Below are 26,475 nucleotides of genomic sequence, written 5' to 3' on the forward strand. Positions count from 1 at the left end.
TTTACCCTAAGCTTAGAAATACAACGTCTCAAGCTTTTATTCAATTTCGTCCTTTGGATCTCCATCTAAATTCAGCTTTTCTGCTGATTGTGTTTCCTCTTCTTCAATATCACGGATATCAATCTCTGTTTCGTCAGCAGATAACATCTTCACATCCATACCAAGACTTTGTAATTCTTTGATTAATACTTTGAATGATTCTGGAATACCTGGTTCAGGTACATTGGAACCTTTCACGATGGATTCATACGTTTTAACACGACCAACGACATCATCCGACTTAACCGTTAGAATTTCTTGTAACGTGTATGCAGCACCATATGCTTCTAATGCCCATACCTCCATCTCACCAAAACGCTGTCCACCAAATTGAGCTTTACCACCCAATGGTTGTTGCGTAACTAGGGAGTAAGGTCCAGTTGAACGGGCGTGAAGCTTATCGTCTACCATGTGCGCTAGTTTAATCATATACATAACGCCCACGGATACACGGTTATCAAAAGGTTCACCTGTTCGTCCATCATAAAGAATCGTTTTCGCATCTCGAGCCATTCCAGCTTCCTGCAATGTTTCCCATACGTCTTCTTCCCGAGCACCGTCAAATACAGGGGTTGCCACATGAATGCCTAGCTCTCGAGCAGCCATACCTAAGTGTAGCTCTAATACCTGACCGATGTTCATACGTGAAGGTACACCTAATGGGTTTAACATGACATCGACTGGTGTTCCATCTGGCAAGTATGGCATGTCTTCTTCAGGAAGAATACGGGAAATAACACCCTTGTTTCCGTGACGACCTGCCATTTTGTCCCCTTCTGAAATCTTACGTTTTTGTACGATATAAACACGTACAAGTTGGTTAACTCCAGGAGGTAACTCATCACCGTCTTCACGGTTGAAGATTTTCACGTCTAGCACAATACCGCCAGCACCATGTGGTACGCGTAGAGATGTATCACGTACTTCGCGTGCTTTCTCACCGAAGATTGCATGTAATAAACGTTCTTCTGCAGATAGCTCTGTTACACCTTTTGGCGTCACCTTACCAACTAGTAAGTCACCATCGCTAACTTCAGCACCCACACGAATAATACCGCGATCATCTAAGTCTCGTAGCGCGTCTTCTCCAACGTTTGGAATGTCTCTAGTGATTTCTTCAGGTCCTAGCTTCGTATCACGAGCTTCTGATTCATACTCTTCAATGTGAATAGAAGTGTACACGTCGTCTTTCACAAGACGTTCGCTCATGATGATAGCATCCTCATAGTTATAGCCATCCCATGTCATGAATGCAACTAGAGGGTTTTTACCTAATGCTAATTCACCTTTTTCCATAGAAGGGCCGTCAGCAAGGATTTCACCTTGTTCTACACGGTCACCGGCACTTACTATTGGTTTCTGGTTATAACAAGTACCTTGGTTCGAACGGATAAATTTCTGGAAACGATAGCGATCAAGGTCACCTTGAACCTCTTTGCCATCTACCATGGATATACGACGAACTTGAACTTCTTTAGCATCAACACGTTCAACAATACCTTCATGCTTCGCCAATACAGCTGCACCGGAGTCTTTACCTGATACATACTCCATGCCAGTACCTACAATTGGTGATTCTGGCTCCATCAATGGTACTGCCTGACGCTGCATGTTCGCGCCCATTAGGGAACGGTTGGAGTCATCATTTTCAAGGAACGGAATACATGCTGTTGCCGCAGAAACAACCTGCTTAGGAGAAACGTCCATGTAATCAAGACGTTCACGTTTCACTGCAGTGTTTTCACCACGGAAACGAGCGATAACCTCCTCATCTGTGAAGGCCCCATCTTCATCAAGCTTCGCGTTTGCCTGTGCAACAACGTAGTTGTCTTCTTCATCTGCTGTAAGATAGTCAATCTGCGCTGTAACTTTATTCGTTTCTGGATCAACACGACGATAAGGTGTCTCGATAAACCCGAATTTATTCACCTTCGCATAGGAAGATAAGGAGTTAATAAGACCGATGTTTGGTCCTTCTGGCGTTTCAATTGGACACATACGACCATAGTGAGAATAGTGTACGTCTCGAACTTCGAAACCAGCACGTTCACGTGTCAAACCACCAGGCCCTAACGCTGATAAACGACGCTTATGCGTTAACTCAGCTAGTGGGTTAGTTTGGTCCATGAACTGTGATAACTGTGAACTACCAAAGAACTCTTTAATAGAAGCTATTACTGGACGAATGTTGATTAGTTGCTGCGGTGTAATAGATGCCGTGTCTTGAATAGACATACGCTCACGTACTACACGCTCCATACGGGATAAACCAATACGGAATTGATTTTGTAGCAACTCACCAACTGAGCGGAGACGACGGTTACCTAAGTGGTCAATGTCATCTGTACCACCCACGTTGTGTAGTAGGTTAAAGAAGTAACTTACAGCAGCAATAATATCAGATTGTGTAATGTTCTTCGTACTATGATCGATTTGAGCGTTTCCAATCACATTAAGTGATTTCTCACCCTCAGGATCGGTTGGATCAACAATCTTAATGGATTGAATCCGAACTGAATCATCTAGCACTCCTTCATTAGGTTCAATTACACTATCGCCAAGATTATCTTCTTCATTACCTTCTAAATAAGGTATGATTTTATCTAACAGACGACGGTCTAGCTTATCGCCTTCATTTGCTAATACTTCACCCGTCTCAGGGTCTACCAGTGTTTCTGCTAACACTTGGTTGAACAGACGGTTTTTAATATGAAGTTTTTTATTAATCTTATAACGTCCAACATGCGCTAAATCATAACGCTTCGGATCAAAGAACCGTGAGATTAATAAACTCTTCGCGTTTTCAACTGTTGGTGGTTCACCTGGGCGAAGACGCTCGTAGATTTCTAGTAAGGCTTTCTCACTATTTTCTGTGTTGTCCTTCTCTAGTGTGTTCTTCAAGAATTCATTTTCACCAATAAGGTCAATAATTTCTTGATCTGTTCCAAAACCTAGAGCTCTTAGGAGTACAGTGATTGGTAATTTACGTGTACGATCTATACGTACATGAGCTACATCCTTTGCATCTGTTTCAAATTCTAACCATGCACCACGGTTAGGAATAACAGTTGCTGTGTAACCTTTTTTACCATTTTTATCTACTTTCGGGCTGAAATAAACACTTGGGGAACGTACTAGCTGAGAAACAATGATACGTTCTGCTCCGTTAATGACAAATGTACCTACATCAGTCATAAGTGGGAAATCACCCATGAACACTTCTTGCTCTTTTACTTCGCCAGTTTCTTTATTAAGCAAGCGAACTTTCACACGAAGAGGAGCTGAATAAGTGACATCTCGCTCTTTAGATTCATCCACTGGATATTTTGGTTCTCCTAGAGTGTAATCGACAAACTCTAGTGATAGATTCCCTGTGAAATCTTCAATTGGAGAAATGTCTTGGAACATCTCCCTCAAACCTTCTTCTAAGAACCAATCATAAGAAGCGGTTTGAATTTCAATTAAGTTTGGCAATTCAAGTACTTCGCTGATGCGCGCATAACTTCTTCGTTGGCGGTGTCGTCCATACTGAACTAGTTGACCTGTCAACTGATTCACCCCTCAAATCAAGCATTTTAATAAAGAAAAAATCGTTCGGCAAAACTACATGCCGAACTAACCAACACAGATCTTTATTACCTATCTGTGCCAGTACTATATATACACATTCGTCTAGAGACGAATGTAATAGATTTTTTCATTTTCTCTAACGTTAGACAAAAGAAAAAAGGGTTTCATACAAAACCACAATTCTTATTCTTTTCATTCGATTTTACAAGTCTTGACTTATGTCAAGAGAATTATACACAAAAAACTCAAAAAAAATCTTGACAAAAAGACTTACTTATTGGCATTTTTCAATACTATCATACCTGTAAATCCGAGTCAATCTTTTTAGCTTTGAGTACGTAATAGCCTTTACTACGTTTGATGATCTCTACTTCATCGAACATTTTTTCTAATAGGGAATGAACAGATGGGGCTCCTTGCTTTTTTTGAATGACTACCCATAACTCACCAAGCGGTAAAAGGGCTTCAAAGCTTTGTTTAAGCATAGAATGTACAACCTGTTTTCCAGCTCTAATCGGCGGATTCGTTAATATAGATGCAAACTGCCTTCCCTGAATCGCCTGAAATTGGTCACTCTCCAAAATTTCTACATTAGTAGCATCGTTTTGTTCAGCGTTTTTCTTCGCTAATTCCAAGGCTCTATCATTCACATCTGCCATTACTACTTTACGTCCTGGATACTCCAGAGCGAGGGAAAGACCAATTGGGCCATATCCACAACCCAGATCAAGAAATTCTCCTTGAATACCAGGTTCTTCAAAGGATTCTATAAGAGTCCTTGAACCAAAATCAACTTCATCTTTAGAAAATACCCCTTGATCTGTGCTAAAGCTCAGCTTTCTTCCTCTTAATTGAAATGTCCAATGCTTTTGAGCACTTTTTGATCCGGGATTTTTTGAATAATAATGTTCAGCCATCCCTATCACCTACCCGAGCAATCATTACGTTAAAGGCAAAAGCAAAGCTCGCCGATAGTCAGCGAGCTTTTTTGCTTTCCTTACTTAAGTTCGATCTTAGCGCCAGTTTCTTCTAGCTTAGCTTTCATTTCTTCAGCTTCTTCTTTTGATACGCCTTCTTTGATTGCTTTAGGAGCGTTGTCTACAACGTCTTTAGCATCTTTTAGGCCTAGGCCAGTGATTTCACGAACTGCTTTAACAACTTTGATCTTAGAAGCACCTGGATCTTCAAGTACAACGTCAAATTCAGTTTGCTCTTCTTCAACTTCAGCAGCAGCGCCGCCTCCAGCAGCTACAGGCGCAGCAGCAGTTACACCAAATTCTTCTTCAATTGCTTTAACTAGATCGTTAAGTTCAAGAACGTTCATTTCTTTAATTGACTCAATAATTTGTTCTTTAGTCATGATTAGTCCTCCTTAAAATTTTTATGCTATATGACTGTAAGTCGTCAGGCGATTAAGCGCCTTGTTCTTCTTGTTGATCCGCAACTGCTTTTGTAGCAAGTGCGAAGTTGCGCATCGGTGCTTGTAGTACAGATAGAAGCATGGATAATAGACCATCCTGATCCGGTAGTTCTGCAAGCTCTTGTAGTTGTGCTACAGTAGCAACATTTCCTTCAACAACGCCGCCTTTAATCTCAAGAGCGTCGTTTTCTTTCGCGAAGTTATTGATGATTTTAGCTGGAGCTACAGCATCATCTGCACTAAACGCAAGAGCTGTTGGGCCTACAAGAACTTCATCAAGATCTGTAAGTTCAGCTTCTGCTGTTGCACGACGAGTCATTGTGTTTTTGTACACTTTGAAATCAACGCCTGCTTCGCGTAACTGTTGACGAAGATTGGTTACTGTATCAACATCTAGACCGCGATAATCAACAAGAACTGTTGATTTGCTATTTTGAAGCTTCTCTGCAATATCAGAGACAATCTGCTTCTTATGCTCAATAATTTTGCTCATCGTTCCACCTCCTATTGAGTTTTCATCATACCAGTAGGGTGCCGTTGTTCATAAAAAGACGCGTGCGAAATTTTGCCATTAAAAATGCCCCCATGTAGACATGGAGGCACATAAGTCCGAGATAGTTATGAGCGAACAACTATCTCAAATTATTATCTACACACCTCGGTAGGTAATTTAAGCGACTGTCTCGCACCTACTGTCTACGGTATAACGTATTTATTTATTCAACAAAAGCAATTATAACTAACGCTTTTTAGAATGTCAACGATAAATTAGTTAGATTTAAAGCCAGAAACATCAACACGTACACCAGGACCCATCGTAGATGCGATGGAAGCATTACGCATGTAAGTTCCTTTAGCAGCTTGAGGTTTAATCTTCATTAGCGTTTCAGTAATCGCCGTGAAGTTCTCAGCTAGTTTACTATCCTCAAAGGAAACTTTCCCGATTGGAACATGAATATTTCCTGCTTTATCAACGCGGTATTCAACTTTACCTGCTTTGATTTCATTAACTGCTTTTTCTACTTCAAACGTAACTGTTCCAGTTTTAGGGTTTGGCATCAAGCCTTTTGGTCCTAGTACGCGACCAAGCTTACCAACTTCCGCCATCATATCAGGTGTAGCTACAACTACATCAAACTCAAACCAACCTTGGTTGATTTTGTTGATTAGCTCTTGTTCACCTACATAGTCTGCACCAGCTGCTTCAGCTTCTTTTGCTTTATCGCCTTTAGCGAAAACAAGAACGCGCTGTGATTTACCAGTACCGTGTGGTAGAACTGTAGCACCACGAATTTGTTGGTCTGCTTTTTTAGGGTCTACGCCTAAGCGGAATGCCGCTTCAACTGTTTCGTCAAAACCAGCTTTTGATGTTTGTTTTACAAGATCTACTGCATCTGTAACATCATAGCTTTTTGTTTTATCTACAAGCTTCAAAAGCTCTTGATATCTTTTACTTCTTTTTGCCATTTTCATTTCCTCCTTTGTGGTTATAACGGTTTTACCTCCCACGAATAAAGGTTGCGAAATGGTAAAAGCTCCATCCTCGCAACCTTTTCCTACATATCAGGGCCGCTGTGGGATTAGTCTTCGATAACAAGTCCCATACTGCGCGCTGTACCTTCTACCATACGCACAGCTGCATCTACGTCAGCAGCGTTTAGGTCAGGCATTTTCGTTTCGGCAATTTCGCGAACTTTGTCGCTCTTAATTGTCGCAACTTTATTACGGTTCGGTTCACCTGATCCGGATTTGATACCAGCCGCGTCTTTAAGAAGAACTGCTGCAGGTGGAGTTTTTGTAACAAATGTAAATGAACGGTCTTCAAATACCGTGATTTCAACCGGAATAATCATACCAGCTTGATCTGCTGTACGCGCGTTGAATTCCTTACAGAAACCCATGATGTTCACACCTGCTTGACCTAGTGCTGGTCCAACTGGCGGAGCCGGGTTAGCTTTACCTGCAGGAATTTGAAGTTTTACAACTTTAATAACTTTTTTAGCCACGAGACACACCTCCTTAAGTCCGTGATGTGGTTACAGGGGCTTTGCCCCTCCCACTCTTCTTTATAAACATAAATCCTCTTACTCGAGGCATAAAGAACATAAAAATTCTAGCATTTTTAAAAATAGAATGCAAGGGGAAGACTATGATAATTTTTCAATTTGAGAAAAATCTAGCTCAACAGGCGTCTCACGACCAAACATATTCACGTGAACTTTAACCTTTTGCTTATCCAAGTCTATATGTTCAATAGTTCCTGTGAAGTCTGCAAAAGGGCCCTCTGTTACACGAACACTTTCTTTGATTTCAAAGTCAATGTCATGAACTGGCTCGTCCATTCCCATGCGCTTAAGAACCGCTTCAATCTCTTCATCTAAGAGAGGAATTGGCTTTGAACCAGACCCTGTAGAGCCAACGAATCCTGTAACGCCTGGAGTATTACGGACAACATACCAAGAATCATCAGTCATTACCATTTCTGCTAATACATAGCCCGGGAAGGTCTTCTTCTTCAGTGTCTTACGTTTCCCGTTCTTAATTTCAGTTTCTTCATCTTCGGGTACTAGGACACGAAAGATTTTATCCTCCATCCCCATTGATTCAACGCGTTTATCTAAGTTCTTCTTCACTTTATTCTCATAGCCTGAGTAAGTGTGTACGACATACCATCTTTTTTCCATAGCGTCAGGACAAACGGTTTGCCCTTCCCTCCCTTGTTGATATTTCAGTGAATTTTTTTTTACAACATGAAAAAACCCGTAGAACGGGTTTTTGAAGTGAAAGTATTAGTAACATTATAACATAATCATAAGTGCTTTATTCGAAAAATAATTCAAGAATCTGAGAAATACCAAGATCTACGACAGCAAAATAGACTGCAACAAACGCAACGGTAGTAATTACCGTTACTGTGTATTTAGACAATTCGCGACCTTTTGGCCAGCTAACCTTTTGCATTTCTCTTGATACGTTCTTAAAGAACTTTATCATGGTAGTACCCCCAAACTTTCACCTAATAGCTTGCTTGCACGTTTATTTCGTCTCCCGATGCAGAGTATGCTTACCGCAATTCTTGCAAAATTTTCGTACTTCGAGTCGCTCGTTAGTTAACTTAGGATTTTTCTCAGTAGTATAATTTCGGTTCATGCATTCAACACATGCTAAAACGACTTTTTTACTCAACGTACTCCGCCCCTTACTAGGGTTAGTCACTTCCAATAATGTACCATGCTCCCCTAACCCTGTCAACGCTCGTACTACAATGTGATTTCGCTGATTTCAAGGTAGCGTTCTAACTTTCGTTTCACCCTTTGAAGAGCATTATCAATGGATTTCACATGTCGATTAAGTTCCAAAGAAATCTCCTGGTAAGTTTGCCCCTCTAAATACAATGTAAGGACTTCTCGTTCTAATTCGCTTAATAATTCAGACATCTTTACTTCCATATCCCCGAACCGTTCGCGGTTAATGATTAGTTCTTCTGGGTCTAATGCTTTTGCGCCTGCAATCACATCAAGAAGTGTTCTGTCTGATTCTTCATCATAAATAGGTTTGTCTAAAGAGACATAAGAGTTAAGTGGAATATGCTTCTGTCTAGTGGCTGTTTTGATAGCAGTGATAATTTGGCGAGTTACACATAGTTCTGCGAAGGCTTTAAATGAAGATAGCTTGTCCTCTTGATAATCGCGAATCGCCTTGTAAAGGCCTATCATTCCTTCTTGTACAATATCTTCACGATCTGCTCCAATAAGAAAATACGTTCTAGCTTTGGCACGTACGAAATTTTTGTATTTGTTGATTAAATGTTCGAGTGCTCGACTATCACCTTTATGAACAAATTCTACAACTTCTTCATCCGATAAATGGTCTAAATCATTGCTGTCAGTGCTTATCTGCCCGATGCTCACGTAAGGATTCCCCCCGACCGTACTGCCATGGATATAGAAATATTATACAGTAACCGCTTCAAAAGCGTCAACAGCGCCCAAGTCTACTTTTCCCCTCGACGCCATTTTTCAAATACATCCAGGACTTCTTTTTTTATCGGAATCTTAGGCTTATGGTTTACCTGATTCTGTGATTCAACTTCCTTTTCAATTTCTTTTTCGATATTTTTCATTTCGATGTGAAGTTCCCGCGCCGATTTCCTTAAAGCGCCTTGTGCAAAAATTGTCCGCTGTTCTGTATAGTCTGATGTGGCTACATACACTTGGTTTCGAACATTTTTTCTCTCCTTGGATAGCTTTTCAATTCTTTCATCTGCCGTTTCATTTTCTCTTGTGTACACGACTTCAATTTTATGATTCTTAACTTTCTTTTCAATACCGCGAACATAATGGGCGTCGAAAACAACAATGACCTGAGCTCCTGAGTACGCTTGATATTCTGCCATTTTCTCGATAAGAAGGTCCCTGGCAGAACCCAAATCCTTATCTCTTAAGGTTTGGAGTTCTGGCCATGCCCCAATAATGTTATATCCATCGACAATTAAAACGATCATTCTTTACTCCCCAATTGGATGACGTTTCCGATGAACTTCATACATTAATAAGCTGGCTGCTACGGAAGCATTCAACGACGTAACATGGCCAACCATTGGTAAATGGACAGTCCAATCACATTTTTCTTTAACTAAACGACTAATCCCTTTTCCTTCACTTCCAATTACAAGTGCAATTGGCATATCACCTTGCAGTTGACGGAAATCTTCATCACCTTTCGCATCTGTACCTACTACCCAAACATGTTCTTCTTTTAATTCTTCAATCGTACGAGCGATGTTGGTAACACGAACAACTGGGATGTATTCAATCGCACCAGTCGAAGTCTTCGCTACCGTCCCAGTTAAGCCAACGGAACGACGTTTTGGAATGATCACTCCATGTACACCAGCAGCATCTGCCGTCCTCAAGATGGAACCTAGATTATGAGGGTCCTCTATCTCATCGAGAATTAAAATAAATGGAGCTTCATCCTTATCCTTCGCTTTTTGAAAAATGTCTTCTAGTTCACTGTACGTGTAAGCAGCCACAGAAGCGATAACTCCTTGGTGATTACCGTCTACCAGTTGATCCAATTTCTTCTTCGGTACTTTTTGCACTTGGATACCATGTTCTTTTGCTTGCTTATGGATTTGCTGACTTGCTTGTTGTTGCATTTGTTCTGATACCATTATCTTATTAATAGCTCGTCCTGATTTTAGTGATTCTAAAACAGCGTTTTTTCCTAAAATCCATTCATCCTTCATTATGATCCCCTTTCTTCTACATATTGGATGGCTTTTTTAACCAATTCATCCAGCCGATCTCTTTGTTCTGAAAAATAGAGATAACCAACTAACGCTTCAAACGCTGTGCTATACCGGTACGTCTGAACATCAAGATTCTTAGGGATCGTTCCAGACTTGGCATTTCTACCTCTGCGAGCAACACTTTCTTCGGATTCAGTTAAAAGTTCTTCGTCTTGCCAGTGATGCAATACACTTGCCTGAGATTTTCCAGAAACAAAGCGAACCGCAGCTTGATGCAGCTGCTGCGGCTTCACCTTCCCTCCACGAATAAGGTGCTCACGCACATATTGTTCATAGACAACATCCCCCATATAAGCAAGGGTTAAGCTTTTCATTTCTTTCACGTCTACCTCTTGTTGGTTCATCCTTACCCTCGTTTCCAGCGTGTACCTTGTGGTGTGTCTTCTAGGATGATGTTACGCTCTTTTAATTCATCACGAATTTCATCGGCAGTTTGAAAATCTCGGTTTTGTCTAGCATTAATACGTTGTTGAATTAAATCTTCAATCTCGTCGTCTAGTAGTTCTTCTTGGCCTCCAATTTGGACACCTAAAATTCCAGATAATTCAACTAATGCCGATTGAAAAGCTTCAATGACATCTACGGAAGTATGATCTGACTGCAAATAGACGTTTGCATCTTTTGTGATATCAAATAATACTGATATAGCATTTGCGGTGTTAAAATCATCATCCATTTCAGCCACAAATTGCGCCTTATAGCTTTCAAGTTTTTCAAGCCATTCCTTCTTCGATTGTTCCATGTTTGTTGCCGCTTGTTTGCGATGTTCTAAGTTCTGGTAAGCATTTTTAATACGGTCTAAGCTATTTTTAGCACCTTCTAATAGCTCTTCACTAAAATTGATCGGATGACGGTAATGAACACTTAACATGAAGAAACGGATAACCTGTGGGTCATGGATTTTAATAATATCGTGAGCTAGAACAAAGTTCCCGAGTGATTTAGACATCTTCTCATTTTCTATTTTAATATACCCATTATGCATCCAATAGTTCGCAAATGTTTGCTCGTTTAAGGACTCTGATTGGGCAATCTCATTCTCGTGGTGGGGAAACGTTAAATCCTGGCCACCTGCATGAATATCAATAGTGTCCCCTAGATATTTCTTTGCCATAGCTGAGCATTCAATGTGCCATCCCGGGCGTCCTTCACCCCAAGGACTATCCCAGGTAATCTCGCCATCTTTGGCATCTTTCCATAATGTAAAATCAAGAGGATCTTCCTTCTTCTCCCCTACTTCAATTCGAGCACCTGTACGTAGGTCATCGACAGATTGTTGTGAAAGCTTACCATACGTATCAAAAGAACGTGTACGGAAGTAGACATCCCCCTCTGACTCATATGCATGACCCTTATTAATTAACGTTTGGATGAATCCAATGATCTCATCCATGTTTTCTGTAACTCTCGGATGGTCAACCGCTTCTTTGACACCAAAAGCACCAACATCTTCCTTATAAGCTGCAATAAAACGCTCCGCTACTTCAGGCACTTCAGTTCCTAGTTCATTGGCAGCTTTTATCAACTTGTCATCTACATCAGTGAAATTCAAAACATAATGCACATCATATTCTTTATACTCAAGGTAACGACGGACCGTATCAAATACAATAGCTGGGCGAGCATTTCCAATGTGAATATAGTTATATACAGTAGGCCCGCATACATACATCTTTACTTTTCCCTCTTCTATCGGCTGGAATGTCTCTTTTTGCCTTGTTAGGGTGTTATAGATTTTAATTGTCATCTTTCTTCACTCCTTGTTTGAGCTCCTGTATTTCTGTTTTTAGTTCATTTAATTCTTTTTCCATTTTAGTAAATTGATCTGCTACCGGATCCGGCATTTTATGATGGTCTAAATCTTTACGAACTTTCTTTCCATTTTGTACAACTACCTGCCCAGGGATACCCACTACTGTTGAGTGGTCTGGGACATCATGTAACACAACAGAGCCAGCACCGACCTTCGAGTTTTCTCCAATGGTTATCGAACCAAGGACCTTAGCTCCTGTTGCAACAAGAGAGTAATCTTTTAAGGTTGGATGCCTTTTTCCTTTTTCTTTTCCTGTACCGCCAAGGGTTACTCCTTGAAAGATTGTTACGTTGTCCCCTATGTCACACGTCTCTCCAATGACGACGCCCATACCATGGTCTATAAAAAACCGTCTGCCAATTTTGGCACCAGGATGAATTTCAATCCCTGTAAAGAAACGGCTAATTTGAGATATAACTCGTGCAAGAAAGAAAAACTTCTTCTTATAACAAGCATGGGCTATACGATGCGACCAAATCGCATGAAGTCCAGCATATGTCAGTATTACTTCAACACGGCTTCGTGCTGCGGGGTCTTGATCAAACACTACATCGACATCTTCTTTAAACATTTTAAACAATCCACCCATACCTGTACCTCCTACTTCTGCATTCATTTTATTAGACTTTCAACCTATCTAAGTTGTACATAAGCCAAATACATCTCATTTCCTAGAAAATAAAAAATGCGTCTCTGTGTTTTTATAACACAGAGACGCATTTGCGCGGTTCCACTCTGTTTGAGAATCATGTTGATTGTATGACTCTCCAACTTCATTCTCTATAACGGGAGAAAGCCGCTTTTGTGTACTTATTTCAACAAAAGACTCAGAGGTGCATTTCAAAAGGGATCCAAAGAATCACTTGCAGCCGATGGCGATTCTCTCTGTGTATGGAAGCCACTTTTTACTTATCCTCTTCTACGTTCCTTATAGGATAGTTCTAATATATTACACTTTACGTGAAATGTGAATTTCTATGCTTTTAATTGTTGCACAGCACTGGTTAAACGAACCTGTACCGTCTCTTTACCGAGCAAGTAAATAGCGTTTGGCAGCTCTGGGCCGTGTGTTTGACCTGTTGTGGCGACACGTACAGGCATGAATAATTTCTTGCCTTTATGACCTGTTTCTTTTTGAACTGCTTTGATTGCAGCTTTAATAGCTGCTGGCTCAAATCCTTCCATTTCATCAAGTTTGGTACTTAAGGTTTCAAGTACTTCTGGAACTTGTTCACCACGTAACACTTCCATCGCTTCTTCATCATATTCAATTTCTTGCTTGAAGAATAATTCAGTTAGCTCGACTATTTCTGCAGCATAGTTCATCTGCTCTTGATATAGTGCAATTAGCTCAGTAGCCCACGTACGTTGGTCTTCCGACATGTTTTCAGGTAGGCGTCCCGCTTCAATCAGATGAGGTAGCGCTAGCTCCACTACACGTTCAAGGTCTGCAGCCTTCATATATTGATTGTTGATCCATTTCAGCTTCTGCGGATCAAAAACAGCCGGGGAAGAAGCTAGGCGTTCTGGGTCAAAGATATCAATCAACTGAGTTCGTGTGAAGATTTCTTCTTCGCCTACTGGTGACCAACCTAGAAGGGTAATAAAGTTGAATAACGCTTCTGGTAAATAACCTAAATTTTTGTACTGACCAATAAACTGAAGAATATGCTCATCACGTTTACTTAGCTTTTTGCGTTGCTCATTCAGAATAAGTGCCATATGACCAAAGCTAGGTGCTTCCCAATTAAATGCATCATATACCATCATTTGTTTAGGTGTGTTGGAGATGTGTTCCTCACCGCGCAATACATGTGTAATTTTCATTAAGTAATCATCAATAGCAACAGCAAAATTGTACGTTGGTGTACCATTTTTCTTCTGAATTACCCAATCTCCAAAATCACTAGATTGGAATGTGATATCGCCGCGAACAATATCGTTAAAGGTGTAGGTTTGTCCCTCAGGTACACGTAAACGGATACTTGGCTTACGACCTTCCTCTTCCATCTGTTTCTGCTGCTCCTCTGACAAATCGCGATGCGCACCAGAATACATCGGCACTTCCCCACGGGCGCGTTGTGCTTCCCGCTCTTCATCTAGTTCTTCTTCGGTCATGTAGCATTTGTACGCGAAACCTTTTTCAAGTAGCTCATCGATATATTTTTGGTAGATATCAAGGCGTTCCATTTGGCGGTACGGACCGTACTTTCCACCAACATCCACACTCTCATCCCAATCGATTCCTAACCATTTCAGGAATTCCATTTGGCTTTGCTCTCCTCCAGCTACGTTTCGCTTTTCATCCGTATCTTCAATACGAATAATAAACTTACCTCCTAGATGTCGAGCATATAAATAGTTGAATAGGGCTGTACGAGCATTCCCAATGTGTAAATGTCCAGTTGGGCTTGGCGCGTAGCGTACGCGAACTTCATTCGTCATATTTTTTCTCCTTCCTATATTGGAACATTCGTATTTATGTATATCTTTAGTTTATCATGCTAATGGGATGTATGCGTTAATGCTTGTTCATTTCCTCCCATATTATAGCGATTCAGATTGCTGAAGTAAAACAACCGCTTGAGCTGCTATTCCTTCTTTACGCCCTGTGAACCCTAATTTTTCCGTAGTGGTTGCCTTAACATTAACTTGTGAAGGTTCTGTCCCTAATATACCTGCGATATTTGAACGCATTTCCTCAATATAGGGTGCCATTTTCGGCGCTTGAGCGATAACTGTACAATCGACATTTCCCAGGGAATATCCTCTGTTTTCGACTAATTTCCACACATGGTGTAACAATTGGCGGGAATCAGCATCTTTGAATTCCGGATCTGTGTCAGGAAAATGCTTACCAATGTCGCCTTCACCAATCGCTCCTAAACATGCATCTGCGACCGTATGAAGTAATACATCTGCATCTGAGTGACCAAGCAAGCCTTTCTCATATGGGATGGTCACCCCGCCTACAATACAAGGTCTACCTTCAGCAAACTGATGTACATCAAACCCTTGTCCAACTCTAAACATGCCATCACTCTCCTTCATTCATACTACGCTTATTTAAAATAGCCTGAGCTTTCTCGACATCTTCAGGTGTTGTCAGCTTAATATTATCATAGCTACCTTGTACAATTTCGACTGGTAATCTGAGTTGCTCGACTAGCGATGCATCATCGGTACCTAGAAAACCGGTATTTTTAGCATGTTCATGCGCTTTTTCAATGATGGAAAAATGAAATGCCTGTGGTGTTTGGGCAGCCCAGAGTTCACTACGATTTAAAGATGTCAGACCTGAAGCAGTTTTCCGTTTGATCGTGTCTGTTACAGGAACAGCAAGCAGCGCAGCACCCCCGCGTTCTGCTTCTTCGGTTAATTTGTCTAGATTATCTTTTTTTACAAATGGGCGGGCACCATCATGGATTAACACAACGCCTTCTTTAGAATCACATGCTTTAAGCCCTTGGTACACACTATCTTGCCTTTCGGTACCACCGTGAACGAATTTAACTTTATCCATGTATTTGTAGCAAGCGATGAGGTTTTCCATCTCCGACTGTTCATTCGGGTTAATAACTAAATTAATCGACGTGCAATTGTGATCTTCATTAAAAACATCTAGTGTATGTACGATTAAAGGTTTATCTTCCAGGCAGATAAATTGTTTGTTTTGCTTCGCTCTCATACGCTTCCCTTGCCCTGCGGCTAATATTATGATTTGATACGGGACCATAAAAATCCATCCTAATTTCAGATTACGTAATTATTTGGAGTAAGTCTATCAAACATAACAAAAGCGATAACGATCCCGTTATCACTTTTGTTGTTTTCCTCTATTTGTTTATACCTTTTTTATAAAGCTTTTTCAAGTAATTTTGGCTTCGCAAAAATCATTCGTCCTGCTGAAGTCTGTAATACACTTGTTACCAATACTTCAATTGTTTGTCCAATATAATCTTTTCCTTCTTCAACGACAATCATTGTACCGTCATCCAAATAAGCTACACCTTGGTTTTGTTCTTTTCCGTCTTTAATAACGTGAACGGTAAGTTCTTCACCAGGTAGAACTACTGGTTTAACAGCATTTGCTAAATCGTTTATATTTAATACTTGAACATTTTGAAATTCACATACTTTATTAAGGTTAAAATCATTCGTTACAACCACGCCGTTTATGAGTTTAGCTAGTTTTACAAGCTTACTATCTACCTCTTGAACATCCTCGAAATCCCCTTCATAAATCTCTACGTTTACAGGGAGTTCTTTTTGCATGCGATTCAAGACATCAAGCCCTCTACGACCACGATTACGCTTCAACACATCAGAGGAATCAGCGATATGCTGCAACTCTTCTAACACGAATTGAGGAATTAACACAGTACCTTCTAGAAAGTGAGTTTGGCAGATATCAGCAATTCGGCCATCAATAATAACGCTTGTATCTAATATCTTTGCTTTCGGATGTTTCATAGATGGCTCATCATCAACCTGTTCTTCATTATCAGAGTGCTTCTTCTTCTCTTTCTCTTTTTTGGTAGCAACAGAAAGAATGTTAATAAATTCATCTCGACGTTTGAAACCGACCTGGAAACCTAAATATCCAAGTATAACGGTTAAAAAGATTGGTACCACCTGCGACACGACGTTAATGCTGATATCTGTTAACGGAATGTTTACTAGATAAGCAACAATCAAACCTACAATTAGACCTAAGCTACCAAATAACAAGTCAGCTACCGGTACATTGACGAGGGTTTCTTCCACCCATCTCAAAAAATCTACAATGTAATCTACAAACCAAAACGTTAATAAATAGAGAATAATAGCTCCAAGAATCGTTGTGGTCACTTGGTTGTTAAGCCAAGTAGGTTCTGATAATCCTAGTAAGCCTAATAAGTCTGGCAGATACAAAAACCCAATTGTACCTCCAGCAATAACAATAAATAATTGCACGACCCTTTTTAGCAACACGGTCACCTCCTAACAAGCAGTATTGCCAAGTTTATAAATATTAATCGAATAAGTTCATGAATCCTGTGTGATATGTCGAAACAGTATCACATTTTACAAAAATAGTCAAATGAACGAAACTAACATCGTACCATAAATAGGTATAATGTGTCAATTTGCTTAGATATGGCGGTCGATAAACAACTGCTCCTGAATCCTATTTAATCCTTCTTTTATCTTAGAAGCTCGTACTTCACCGATTCCATCTACCTTAACGAGTTCTTTTGGGGATGCTTTAACAATTTCATTTAGAGTTCCAAATTTTTTAACCATATGATTAATGATTAAGGAAGGGAGCCTAGGGATTTTATCTAAAATACGATACCCTCTTGGAATAACGGGGTCCTCTAATTTGGTTGAGGCCGAATACCCTAATAATTTTAATATATGGGAATCCTCTACCAGCTCATTGTTGGTTACTTCTTGAAGTTTTCGAATCATATAATACGGTTCGTAATCAGAGCGTTTACTATAATCCCGAATTAACAATGCCGCTTCATCCTCTATATTTGAAACAAGCTCTGTAAGCTGTAGTTGAATAAGTCTACCTTCTGTACCAAGCTCATTCACATAATTCAGTATTTCATTCTTTATACGAAGGACCATCTCAATACGATGCATAACTTGCAGCACCTCAGAGAAAGTTACCATCTCTTCAAACTCGAGTGCTCCTAAATTGGTAATACCTTGATCTAACACATTTTTATACTTTTCTAATGTCTGCATTGCTTGATTAGCCTTGGTCAATATCACACCTATATCCTTCAAGGAATACCGCAAGTTGCTCTTGTATAAGGTGATAACGTTTCTTCGTTGGGATATTGCTACGACTAATTCACCTGTTTGTTTGGCGACACGTTCAGCTGTACGATGACGCATACCTGTTTCTGTAGATACAATAGACGGGTCTGGTATTAATTGTGCATTGGCGTATATGATTTCGCTACCTTCTTCGTTCAAGATTAGAGCTCCATCCATCTTTGCTAATTCATATAAATTCGCAGGCGTAAACGAAGAATTGATGTGAAATCCGCCATCAACTAATTGTTGCATCTTCTCATTATAACCAAGCACAATTAACCCACCAGTATTTGCTCGTAACACATTTTCTATCCCTTCGCGAAGTGGTGTGCCTGGTGCGACAAATCGTAATATATCTCCAATCATAGACCCTCTCATCTCATACCATTCCATCCTAAGCTCCTCCCAACGTTGCCTTTAACGCTTCTTGTACTGAATTAACCCCAATGATTTCTAAATCCTCAGGGAAGGTCCAGTCACCGATGTTTTTCTTTGGAACAATGGCACGTTTGAATCCTAACTTTGCTGCTTCCTGCACCCGCTGTTCAATACGAGCCACTCTTCTCACTTCTCCTGTCAAACCAACTTCTCCTATGAGGACATCATCGGGTTTGGATGCTTTATCTTGAAAACTAGAAGCTATACTTACAGCAACGGCAAGGTCTATAGCAGGTTCATCTAGTTTGACTCCTCCCGCCACTTTCACATAAGCATCCTGATTTTGCAATAACAACCCAACTCGCTTCTCTAATACAGCCATCAATAACGGAACTCGGTTATGGTCTAATCCAGTAGCCATACGCCTAGGGTTACCATATGCCGTTGGGGATATTAACGACTGGATTTCTACAAGGACAGGCCTTGTCCCCTCCATCGAAGCAACCACAGTAGAACCTGCTGCACCTTGTGAGCGCTCCTCTAAGAAAATTTCCGAAGGGTTCTCTACTTCTCTTAACCCTTCTTCTTTCATCTCAAAAATACCCATCTCATGAGTGCTTCCAAAGCGGTTCTTGACACTTCTAAGGATTCGGAAGGTATGATGCCTTTCACCTTCAAAATAAAGCACAGCGTCCACCATATGCTCTAATAAACGCGGACCAGCTATGGAGCCTTCTTTTGTTACGTGCCCAACGATGAAAATTGGAATCCCTTTGTTCTTAGCTATGCGCATTAATTCACTTGTGCATTCACGAACTTGTGAAACGCTACCTGGTGCTGACGATACTTCTTCTTTAAAAATAGTTTGGATGGAGTCAATAACAACAAAAGACGGCTGGATTTGTTCAATTTGATTGGATACATCTACCATGTTGGTTTCTGCTAACACAAATAAATTGTCTGAAAGCGTTCCAAGCCGATCGGCTCTTAATTTTGTCTGTCTCGTCGATTCCTCACCAGATATATATAAAACATTAACTTGTTTATGAGCTAACTGAGACGAAACTTGCAAAAGGAGAGTAGACTTACCAATCCCAGGATCTCCACCAATCAATACCAAGGACCCTGGGACAATACCCCCACCGAGTACGCGATTCACCTCTGGCATATCCGTCTCAATTCGAGGTTCTTGCTCCGTTGCTATAGCCGTTATTCTCTCAGGTTTCTTTCTATCATTTGAATCACTTGTTACAAATGTATGTTTGCTGTTTGATTTCGATGATACTAGTTCTTCTACCAATGTATTCCATTGGTGACAGGCAGGACATTTTCCCATCCATTTTGCTGATTCATAACCACATTCCTGGCAGACAAACTTTACTTTTTGCTTTGCCACATCTATCTCTCCTTTAAAAGAGGAGAATACTCCTCTCATTATCTCATACGTATAGACTCTTGATGAGTTACAATGTATTTACAAAAACATTACTTTGTCTCTAACAATAGTGTTACTTCTGATACTACCTAAAACATAAAGAAAAGCGCAAGCGCCTCGGTAGCATATACTGTAGCCTGCTCCGGTTGAATCTTTATGGCTGACTGTTCTAGCTTACATTAGGTAGGTCAGGTTTATGGTCGCATAACAACGGAATAGAGGAAAGCTTACATGCGTTGAGGCTAATACATATATGAAAAAATCGGAAGGCGAACGCCTTCCGATTTCTAATTTTTATAGCTAATCCCTATGAAGTTTGGATGCTTTCTTTTGAAGAAACATAGAATTTGCCATCCTCGTCTACATCAATTGTTACATTTTGACCAGTAGAAATATTTTCTCTTAATAGTTCTTCTGATAGTAGATCTTCTACGTTCTTCTGGATGGAACGACGCAATGGTCTTGCACCATATTCCGGATCGAAGCCTTCATTCGCAATCTTATCCAATGCTTGATCTGTTAAGTTGAATTCGACTTCATGCTCTGTTAAGCGTTTTTGAAGCTGCTTAACCATTAGAGACACAATTTCTTTCATGTGTTTCTTCTCTAGTGAATGGAAGACAATAATTTCGTCTATACGGTTCAAGAATTCTGGGCGGAACGCTTTTTTCATTTCATCCATAACCTTAGACTTCATGTCTTTGTAGCTTTGATCAGCATCTCCAATACTAAAGCCTGCATATTTATTTTGCTTAAGTTCTGTCGCACCTACGTTAGATGTCATAATAATTACTGTGTTACGGAAGTCTACCGTACGCCCTTTAGAATCTGTTAGATGACCATCCTCTAGAACTTGTAAAAGGGTATTAAATACATCAGGGTGCGCCTTCTCAATTTCATCTAATAAGATAACAGAGTATGGCTTCTGACGAACTTTCTCTGTTAATTGGCCACCTTCTTCATACCCTACATATCCAGGTGGTGACCCTACTAGTCTAGACGTAGAGTGTTTTTCCATGTACTCAGACATGTCAACGCGGATCATGGCATCTTCTTCGCCGAACATCGTTTCCGCTAATGCTCGAGCCAGTTCCGTTTTCCCTACACCTGTTGGACCTAGGAAGATAAACGAGCCAATCGGACGCTTAGGATCTTTAAGTCCTGCACGAGCACGACGAATAGCTTTTGAAATAGAGTTTACAGCATCATCTTGACCGATAACACGGCTATGAAGCACATCTTCCATATTCAAAAGACGTTCACTTTCGTCTTTCGTAAGCTTAGAAACTGGAACTCCAGTCCAAGTGGAAACAATGGACGCAATATCTTCTGTTGTAACTTCAGAATTCTCTTGCCCTTGTTTTTCTTTCCATTCGTCTTTCGTTTTATCAAGTTCTTCTCGTAATTTCTGTTCGTTATCTCGAAGAGAAGCTGCTTTTTCAAATTCTTGACTTTGGACAGCTGCATCTTTCTCCTTACGAACCTCTTCTAGCTTATGCTCAAGCTCTTTAAGGTTAGGTGGTGCAGTATAAGAACGGAGACGTACTCTAGAAGCAGCCTCATCAATTAAGTCAATCGCTTTGTCTGGTAAGAAACGATCCTGGATATAACGATCAGATAGTTGTACAGCAGACTTGATTGCTTCGTCCGTTATCGTTACACGGTGGTGCGCTTCATAACGATCTCGTAGTCCTTGTAGAATTTGCTCCGATTCTTCTAAGTTTGGCTCATCTACCTGAATAGGTTGGAAGCGACGCTCAAGCGCTGCGTCTTTTTCAATATATTTACGATACTCATCTAAGGTTGTAGCACCGATACATTGTAGATCTCCACGAGCTAGAGATGGCTTCAAGATGTTAGAAGCATCAATTGCACCTTCTGCTCCACCAGCTCCGATTAATGTGTGAAGCTCATCAATGAATAGAATAATGTTACCCGCTTGGCGAATTTCTTCCATCACTTTTTTCAAACGATCTTCGAATTCACCACGATATTTCGTACCAGCTACTACAGTACCCATATCCAACGTCATCACTCGTTTATCACGAAGGATTTCAGGAACTTCATTGTTAATGATTTGCTGGGCCAATCCTTCAGCAATAGCTGTCTTACCAACACCTGGTTCCCCTATAAGAACCGGATTGTTCTTGGTACGACGACTTAGCACTTGGATAACACGTTCAATTTCTTCGCTACGACCAATTACTGGGTCGATATTTCCTTCTTTTGCAACTGCAGTTAAATCACGAGCTAGAGAATCTAGTGTCGGTGTATTCGCACTTGCAGATTGTCTATTACCTGAATTATTTGATGTAGACTCATTGCTTCCTAACAGCTGTAGTACCTGCTGGCGCGCTTTATTAAGGCTGACACCTAAATTGTTTAGCACGCGCGCGGCTACTCCTTCACCTTCACGGATTAAACCAAGAAGGATGTGCTCTGTACCCACATAAGAATGACCTAATTTCCTAGCTTCATCCATGGACAATTCAATGACCTTTTTGGCACGTGGAGTATAATGAATGGTTTGGGATACTTTATCACCTGAACCAATTAACTGCTCAACTTCCTCTTGGATTTTATCTGAAGCAAGGCCTAAAGCTCCAAGGGCTTTGGCAGCAATGCCCTCACCTTCACGAACCAATCCTAAGAGGATATGTTCTGTACCGATGTTGTTGTGTCCTAAACGTACAGCTTCTTCTTGAGCCAACGCTAATACTTTCTGTGCTCTTTCTGTAAAACGCCCAAACATCATAGGGCTTCCCTCCTAACTATATTTGTTTTCTAATTTAAGTCGTTCTCGGATCAAGGATGCTCTAAGCACATCCCTTTCCTCTGGAGATAGATTTTTCTGTGCATATTGTTGTAAAAAACCTGGTTGGGTGAGAATCATAAGTTCATTTAATATCGTCTTAGGAATACGTTGAATATATCCTAAGTCTATGCCCAAACGGACATCAGATAAACATTTCGATGCTTCTTTTGATTCAATAATCCTACTATTTGATAAAATTCCATAAGAACGGAAAATTTTATCTTCTAACTGAACACCTGATTGATCCATGATTCGTTTTCTAGCATTTCGTTCTTGTTCGATTAATTGCTGGACCACACTTTTTAAATCTTCCACAATATCTGTTTCTGATTTCCCAAGTGTAATCTGGTTTGAAATTTGAAAGATATTACCTAAAGCTTCGCTACCTTCCCCGTAAATTCCTCTAACAACTAATCCTAATTGATTGATTGCAGGAATCATTCGGTTAATTTGTTGGGTCATCACAAGAGCTGGTAAATGCATCATTACAGAAGCCCTCATGCCTGTTCCCACGTTGGTAGGACAGCTTGTTAAATATCCTCGATCTTCATCAAATGCATAGTTTATCTTTTCTTCTAACCAATCGTCGAATTCAGAAGCCTGTTTCAATGCTTTCTCTAATTGAAAGCCTGGAAAGTAAAGCTGTATTCGAATATGGTCTTCTTCATTTACCATAACAGAAACTTGTTCATTCTTGGAGATTAGTGCAGCACCGTGGTTCGAATGTTCTACTAAATGAGGACTCACTAGGTGCTTCTCTACCAAAACTCTTTTTTGAATGGATGGCAGTTCATTCATGCGCACTAGCTCAAATTGATGGTAGTTCCCAAATGATTGCTGGCCATATTCCTGTTGAAAAAAATCGAGAATGTGATCTAAATCCTCTTGGTTTGCGAGTATTGGAAAAGGGACCTGCTCAAAGTTACGAGCCAAGCGAATTCGACTACTTAATACAATATCGCTGTCGGGTCCATTTTCTTGCATCCAAGGACTGATTGCTTCGTTAATAAATTGCTGCAAGGACATTATTGATCACCATCCCCTTGCTCAGATTTCATCTGTTTCTCCAACATCCGAATTTGGTCCCTGACCTTTGCTGCTTCCTCAAATTCTTCTGATCGAATTAAGTGGTTCAATTTTTGACGTTGTTCTTCAATTTGCTTACGTACATGTATATCTCCACCCATGCGTTTAGGTACTTTTCCGTCATGGACAGAATTACCACTATGCACTCTTCGGAAGATTGGATTCAATTTTTCGCCAAAGGTTTTATAACATTTCGCACAACCAAATTTGCCTATCCTAGTAAACTCATCATATGTTAGACCACATTTCTCACACTGAAGTTTTGGTGGTGCTTCATAGGAGGATGTTTGATCTTGAGACTGGGACACGGGATAGGAGTCAAAATTAAACAAGCCTGATAAAAGATTTGGCAATGAGAATGACTCACTATTTTGCGGCATATATCCTTGTTCATACGCGCATTTTTCACACACATGAACTTCTTTTTTATGACCATTTATGACTTGTGTAAAATGCAAGGTTGCAGGGCGTTGATGGCATTCTTGGCATTCCATACAACTTCTCCCTCCCTTATTCCTTATATTTTAAAGTAGCTAACATCGAAGCCAAAATACGTGATCGAAGTTCATCTCGCAATGATAGTTGAACGGCTAATACTTCACGTGTAATTGCACTAACCATTAATTTAGCCTCACGCTCGGTTATTAACTCTTCTTCTAACAAACGTTCGATTATATCAATAGCGCCTTGCTGAGATACTCTTGGTTCTATTAGTTTAATCAACTCATTCAAAAGCTGCATTTTGTCTTGGTGCTGAATACGAATAATTCGTATATAGCCACCTCCACCACGCTTGCTTTCTACTATATATCCTTTTTCCACTGTAAACCTAGTATTAATCACGTAATTGATTTGTGATGGTACACACTGAAAATGATCAGCTACTTCACTTCGTTTAATTTCAATTGCATTCTGGTTATTAGACTCAATGATTTCCTTTAGATGAGCTTCAATGATATCGGATATATTCCGCAAGGTCCCCCCTCCTCTTCTTTGACTTTGACTATCTTTGACTATACTTTTATTATACAAAATTTAAATGAGAATGCAACCAAAACACACTAGTACTATCTTAACCATTTTCTGAATTGTATAGTATCAAAAGACGATTATTTTCTAACAAATTATGAATTCCTATAAACACTTTTTACGCTCGATATCCTTGAAACTTCATCAAACAAAGAAATTTCATTTAAATTTTTCTGATAATCTAGTTCGATAAATATGTTTCGTTGACCTTCTTTATCTCGTTCTATTTCAAAGGTTAATATGTGTAAATGGTACTTATCAAAGATTTTGATCACTTCACTCATTTCCAATGTATCGTCTGCTGTAATTTTCACAAATGGATTAGACCTTTTTTTGACGAGCTTCTCTACATTATTCAATCCAATCAAGCTAACTAATACAACAATGGTCGTTAAAATAGCTGGGCCATACATGCCCGCACCAATAACTAGCCCCAATCCTGCAACTGTCCAAATCGAAGCAGCTGTAGTTAACCCACGTATAGTAATACCATGAACCATTATCGTACCTGCACCTAAGAACCCTATACCACTAATGACATAAGATGGAATCCGGGCTGGGTCAAATCGAATACTTCCGTGCTTATTTAAAAAAGGATCAAACCCGTATAATGAGAGAAGCATCATTAAACATGCACCGACTCCTACTAAAATATGTGTACGAAATCCTGCTGACCTATTTTTTATTTCTCGCTCAAAGCCAATGACACCACATAGTAATACAGCGGTAACCAATCGAGATAACATCATGATGAAGTAATCATCCATAAATGTTTGTAGAGACAAGAAAACCCCCTCTTTCTTTTTAAAGGTAGCTGATATTGAAGTGTCTTCTAATCCTATTATTGTAGAGGTACTAGTATGTATGGTTACTAATGATAAGAAGGAGATCGTTAAAAGTGTATATATATTTTACCCTTATTGGGGGAGTGACAAAACTATTGTTTTACTGAAATTAGTTGGTTAGTTTAGCAGATCATCTGAAGTGGCTACTTAGGAGGAAAGAGGGGGCGTAGGATGTTTACTTTGCGCATGCTTAAAGAAAGGCACAAGTGTCCTGCTATCAACGTATATACTGTGGTCTACAGGACGTAGGACAGTTCGATGTTGCTGCGTGACGCAGCGGTTCTATGTTGACTTATCGTAAGGAGGAGCAGGAAGTTGCTAGCGCTTGAACTAGAAATGTAAGCGCAGGAACTTAGACTTTCTTTTAAAAAAAGCCTAATCTCACTCCCGAAAGACCTAGCAAAGAAACAATTAACCATTTTCGACAGAAAGAATGAATTTAAAGCCATAAGTGGTGAAATGGAGCTAGACTTCTATGAGCTACAGCTTAGATTTTCTATACTATTAAACAAAAAATCCCCTCGGAAACGAATTTCCAAGGGGATTGTGTGTGCATGGCGGCGTCCTACTCTTGCGGGGGTGAAACCCCGACTACCATCGGCGCTGAAGAGCTTAACTTCTGTGTTCGGCATGGGAACAGGTGTGACCTCTTCGCCAAAACCGCCATACTATGTATTTTCTTGAAGGTAGTACCTTCAAAACTAGATAAGAATGAGACATCGAATGGTTGGTGCGCCTTTTCGGGTTCGAGCTCCAGCGACTGCCGAAGCAGTCGCCTGCGCTTTTTGTTTTTAGTTAAGTCCTCGATCTATTAGTATCCGTCAGCTGCACGTGTCACCACGCTTCCACCTCGGACCTATCAACCTTGTCGTCTACAAGGGATCTTACTCATTTAAAATGATGGGAAATCTCATCTT

The 26,475-nt window shown here is 40.2% G+C and carries 26 protein-coding genes, 2 rRNA genes and 2 other annotated features; all 28 genes read right to left on the reverse strand.

The genetic code is table 11. The annotated features are described in order from the left end of the window. Positions 1-36 precede the first annotated feature (36 nt). Complete coding sequence (rpoB, locus tag GLW08_RS19975) at positions 37-3,588, reverse strand: DNA-directed RNA polymerase subunit beta (RefSeq protein WP_160850379.1); 3,552 nt, start codon at positions 3,586-3,588, stop codon at positions 37-39. A gap of 317 nt (positions 3,589-3,905) precedes the next feature. Beyond that, positions 3,906-4,526: a class I SAM-dependent methyltransferase gene (locus GLW08_RS19980; protein WP_160850380.1), complete on the reverse strand. Its 621-nt coding sequence runs from the start codon at positions 4,524-4,526 to the stop codon at positions 3,906-3,908. A gap of 80 nt (positions 4,527-4,606) precedes the next feature. After that, the gene (rplL, locus tag GLW08_RS19985; protein ID WP_160850381.1) at positions 4,607-4,969 is read right to left on the reverse strand and encodes a 50S ribosomal protein L7/L12; all 363 of its coding nucleotides are present in this window, start codon (positions 4,967-4,969) and stop codon (positions 4,607-4,609) included. Between the two features lie 52 nt (positions 4,970-5,021). Beyond that, a complete protein-coding gene (gene rplJ, locus GLW08_RS19990; RefSeq protein ID WP_160850382.1) occupies positions 5,022-5,522 on the reverse strand; it encodes a 50S ribosomal protein L10 in 501 nt (166 codons plus the stop codon). 71 nt (positions 5,523-5,593) lie between these two features. Then, positions 5,594-5,749: a sequence feature (ribosomal protein L10 leader region), on the reverse strand. A gap of 48 nt (positions 5,750-5,797) precedes the next feature. Then, entirely contained in the window at positions 5,798-6,496 is a 699-nt protein-coding gene (gene rplA, locus GLW08_RS19995) for a 50S ribosomal protein L1 (protein WP_160850383.1), read from the reverse strand. Between the two features lie 113 nt (positions 6,497-6,609). Next, entirely contained in the window at positions 6,610-7,035 is a 426-nt protein-coding gene (gene rplK / locus GLW08_RS20000; RefSeq protein ID WP_036819862.1) for a 50S ribosomal protein L11, read from the reverse strand. Between the two features lie 141 nt (positions 7,036-7,176). Further along, positions 7,177-7,713, reverse strand: coding sequence for a transcription termination/antitermination protein NusG (gene nusG, locus GLW08_RS20005; RefSeq protein WP_036819866.1), 537 nt, complete (start codon positions 7,711-7,713; stop codon positions 7,177-7,179). A gap of 136 nt (positions 7,714-7,849) precedes the next feature. Next, positions 7,850-8,023: a preprotein translocase subunit SecE gene (secE, locus tag GLW08_RS20010; protein ID WP_036819868.1), complete on the reverse strand. Its 174-nt coding sequence runs from the start codon at positions 8,021-8,023 to the stop codon at positions 7,850-7,852. A 42-nt stretch (positions 8,024-8,065) separates the two neighbouring features. After that, positions 8,066-8,215 carry a 50S ribosomal protein L33 gene (gene rpmG, locus GLW08_RS20015; RefSeq protein WP_160850384.1) on the reverse strand — a complete coding sequence of 50 codons (150 nt, stop codon included), beginning with the start codon at positions 8,213-8,215 and terminating at the stop codon, positions 8,066-8,068. 74 nt (positions 8,216-8,289) lie between these two features. After that, positions 8,290-8,940 carry an RNA polymerase sporulation sigma factor SigH gene (gene sigH, locus GLW08_RS20020; protein WP_160850385.1) on the reverse strand — a complete coding sequence of 217 codons (651 nt, stop codon included), beginning with the start codon at positions 8,938-8,940 and terminating at the stop codon, positions 8,290-8,292. 83 nt (positions 8,941-9,023) lie between these two features. Continuing rightward, on the reverse strand, positions 9,024-9,533 hold the full coding sequence (locus GLW08_RS20025) for an NYN domain-containing protein (protein ID WP_160850386.1): 510 nt from the start codon (positions 9,531-9,533) through the stop codon (positions 9,024-9,026). A 3-nt stretch (positions 9,534-9,536) separates the two neighbouring features. Further along, complete coding sequence (gene rlmB / locus GLW08_RS20030; RefSeq protein ID WP_160850387.1) at positions 9,537-10,280, reverse strand: 23S rRNA (guanosine(2251)-2'-O)-methyltransferase RlmB; 744 nt, start codon at positions 10,278-10,280, stop codon at positions 9,537-9,539. Then, on the reverse strand, positions 10,280-10,687 hold the full coding sequence (locus tag GLW08_RS20035) for a Mini-ribonuclease 3 (RefSeq protein ID WP_160850388.1): 408 nt from the start codon (positions 10,685-10,687) through the stop codon (positions 10,280-10,282). The genes rlmB and GLW08_RS20035 overlap by 1 nt, the downstream gene beginning before the upstream one ends. 2 nt (positions 10,688-10,689) lie before the next feature. After that, positions 10,690-12,090, reverse strand: coding sequence for a cysteine--tRNA ligase (gene cysS, locus GLW08_RS20040; protein ID WP_160850389.1), 1,401 nt, complete (start codon positions 12,088-12,090; stop codon positions 10,690-10,692). Continuing rightward, positions 12,080-12,745 (reverse strand): serine O-acetyltransferase, encoded by a 666-nt coding sequence (gene cysE, locus GLW08_RS20045; protein ID WP_160850390.1) that lies wholly within the window; start codon positions 12,743-12,745, stop codon positions 12,080-12,082. Before cysE ends, cysS begins: the two co-directional genes overlap by 11 nt. 118 nt (positions 12,746-12,863) lie before the next feature. Next, positions 12,864-13,087: a binding site (T-box leader), on the reverse strand. 44 nt (positions 13,088-13,131) lie between these two features. Beyond that, the gene (gene gltX, locus GLW08_RS20050) at positions 13,132-14,601 is read right to left on the reverse strand and encodes a glutamate--tRNA ligase (RefSeq protein WP_160850391.1); all 1,470 of its coding nucleotides are present in this window, start codon (positions 14,599-14,601) and stop codon (positions 13,132-13,134) included. A gap of 102 nt (positions 14,602-14,703) precedes the next feature. Then, positions 14,704-15,189: a 2-C-methyl-D-erythritol 2,4-cyclodiphosphate synthase gene (gene ispF / locus GLW08_RS20055; protein ID WP_160850392.1), complete on the reverse strand. Its 486-nt coding sequence runs from the start codon at positions 15,187-15,189 to the stop codon at positions 14,704-14,706. A gap of 4 nt (positions 15,190-15,193) precedes the next feature. Beyond that, positions 15,194-15,892, reverse strand: coding sequence for a 2-C-methyl-D-erythritol 4-phosphate cytidylyltransferase (gene ispD, locus GLW08_RS20060; RefSeq protein ID WP_160850393.1), 699 nt, complete (start codon positions 15,890-15,892; stop codon positions 15,194-15,196). A 119-nt stretch (positions 15,893-16,011) separates the two neighbouring features. Next, positions 16,012-17,127, reverse strand: coding sequence for a PIN/TRAM domain-containing protein (locus GLW08_RS20065; RefSeq protein WP_160850394.1), 1,116 nt, complete (start codon positions 17,125-17,127; stop codon positions 16,012-16,014). 162 nt (positions 17,128-17,289) lie between these two features. Next, on the reverse strand, positions 17,290-18,363 hold the full coding sequence (gene disA / locus GLW08_RS20070; RefSeq protein WP_160850395.1) for a DNA integrity scanning diadenylate cyclase DisA: 1,074 nt from the start codon (positions 18,361-18,363) through the stop codon (positions 17,290-17,292). Position 18,364: 1 nt separating this feature from the next. Then, positions 18,365-19,744, reverse strand: a complete 1,380-nt coding sequence (gene radA / locus GLW08_RS20075; RefSeq protein WP_160850396.1) for a DNA repair protein RadA — start codon at positions 19,742-19,744, stop codon at positions 18,365-18,367. Positions 19,745-20,090: 346 nt separating this feature from the next. Further along, positions 20,091-22,538 (reverse strand): ATP-dependent protease ATP-binding subunit ClpC, encoded by a 2,448-nt coding sequence (gene clpC / locus GLW08_RS20080; protein WP_160850397.1) that lies wholly within the window; start codon positions 22,536-22,538, stop codon positions 20,091-20,093. Positions 22,539-22,550: 12 nt separating this feature from the next. Then, a complete protein-coding gene (locus GLW08_RS20085) occupies positions 22,551-23,624 on the reverse strand; it encodes a protein arginine kinase (protein ID WP_160850398.1) in 1,074 nt (357 codons plus the stop codon). Beyond that, positions 23,624-24,178, reverse strand: coding sequence for a UvrB/UvrC motif-containing protein (locus tag GLW08_RS20090; protein ID WP_160850399.1), 555 nt, complete (start codon positions 24,176-24,178; stop codon positions 23,624-23,626). Before GLW08_RS20090 ends, GLW08_RS20085 begins: the two co-directional genes overlap by 1 nt. Positions 24,179-24,194: 16 nt before the next feature. Further along, on the reverse strand, positions 24,195-24,659 hold the full coding sequence (locus GLW08_RS20095) for a CtsR family transcriptional regulator (protein WP_160850400.1): 465 nt from the start codon (positions 24,657-24,659) through the stop codon (positions 24,195-24,197). A 149-nt stretch (positions 24,660-24,808) separates the two neighbouring features. Continuing rightward, positions 24,809-25,459 (reverse strand): MgtC/SapB family protein, encoded by a 651-nt coding sequence (locus GLW08_RS20100; protein WP_160850401.1) that lies wholly within the window; start codon positions 25,457-25,459, stop codon positions 24,809-24,811. Between the two features lie 651 nt (positions 25,460-26,110). Further along, positions 26,111-26,226, reverse strand: a 5S ribosomal RNA gene (gene rrf / locus GLW08_RS20105). A gap of 123 nt (positions 26,227-26,349) precedes the next feature. Further along, a 23S ribosomal RNA gene (locus GLW08_RS20110) occupies positions 26,350-26,475 on the reverse strand; the annotation flags it as partial.

The sequence above is a fragment of the Pontibacillus yanchengensis genome, from assembly GCF_009856295.1.
Taxonomy (GTDB): Bacteria; Bacillota; Bacilli; order Bacillales; family BH030062; genus Pontibacillus; species Pontibacillus yanchengensis_A.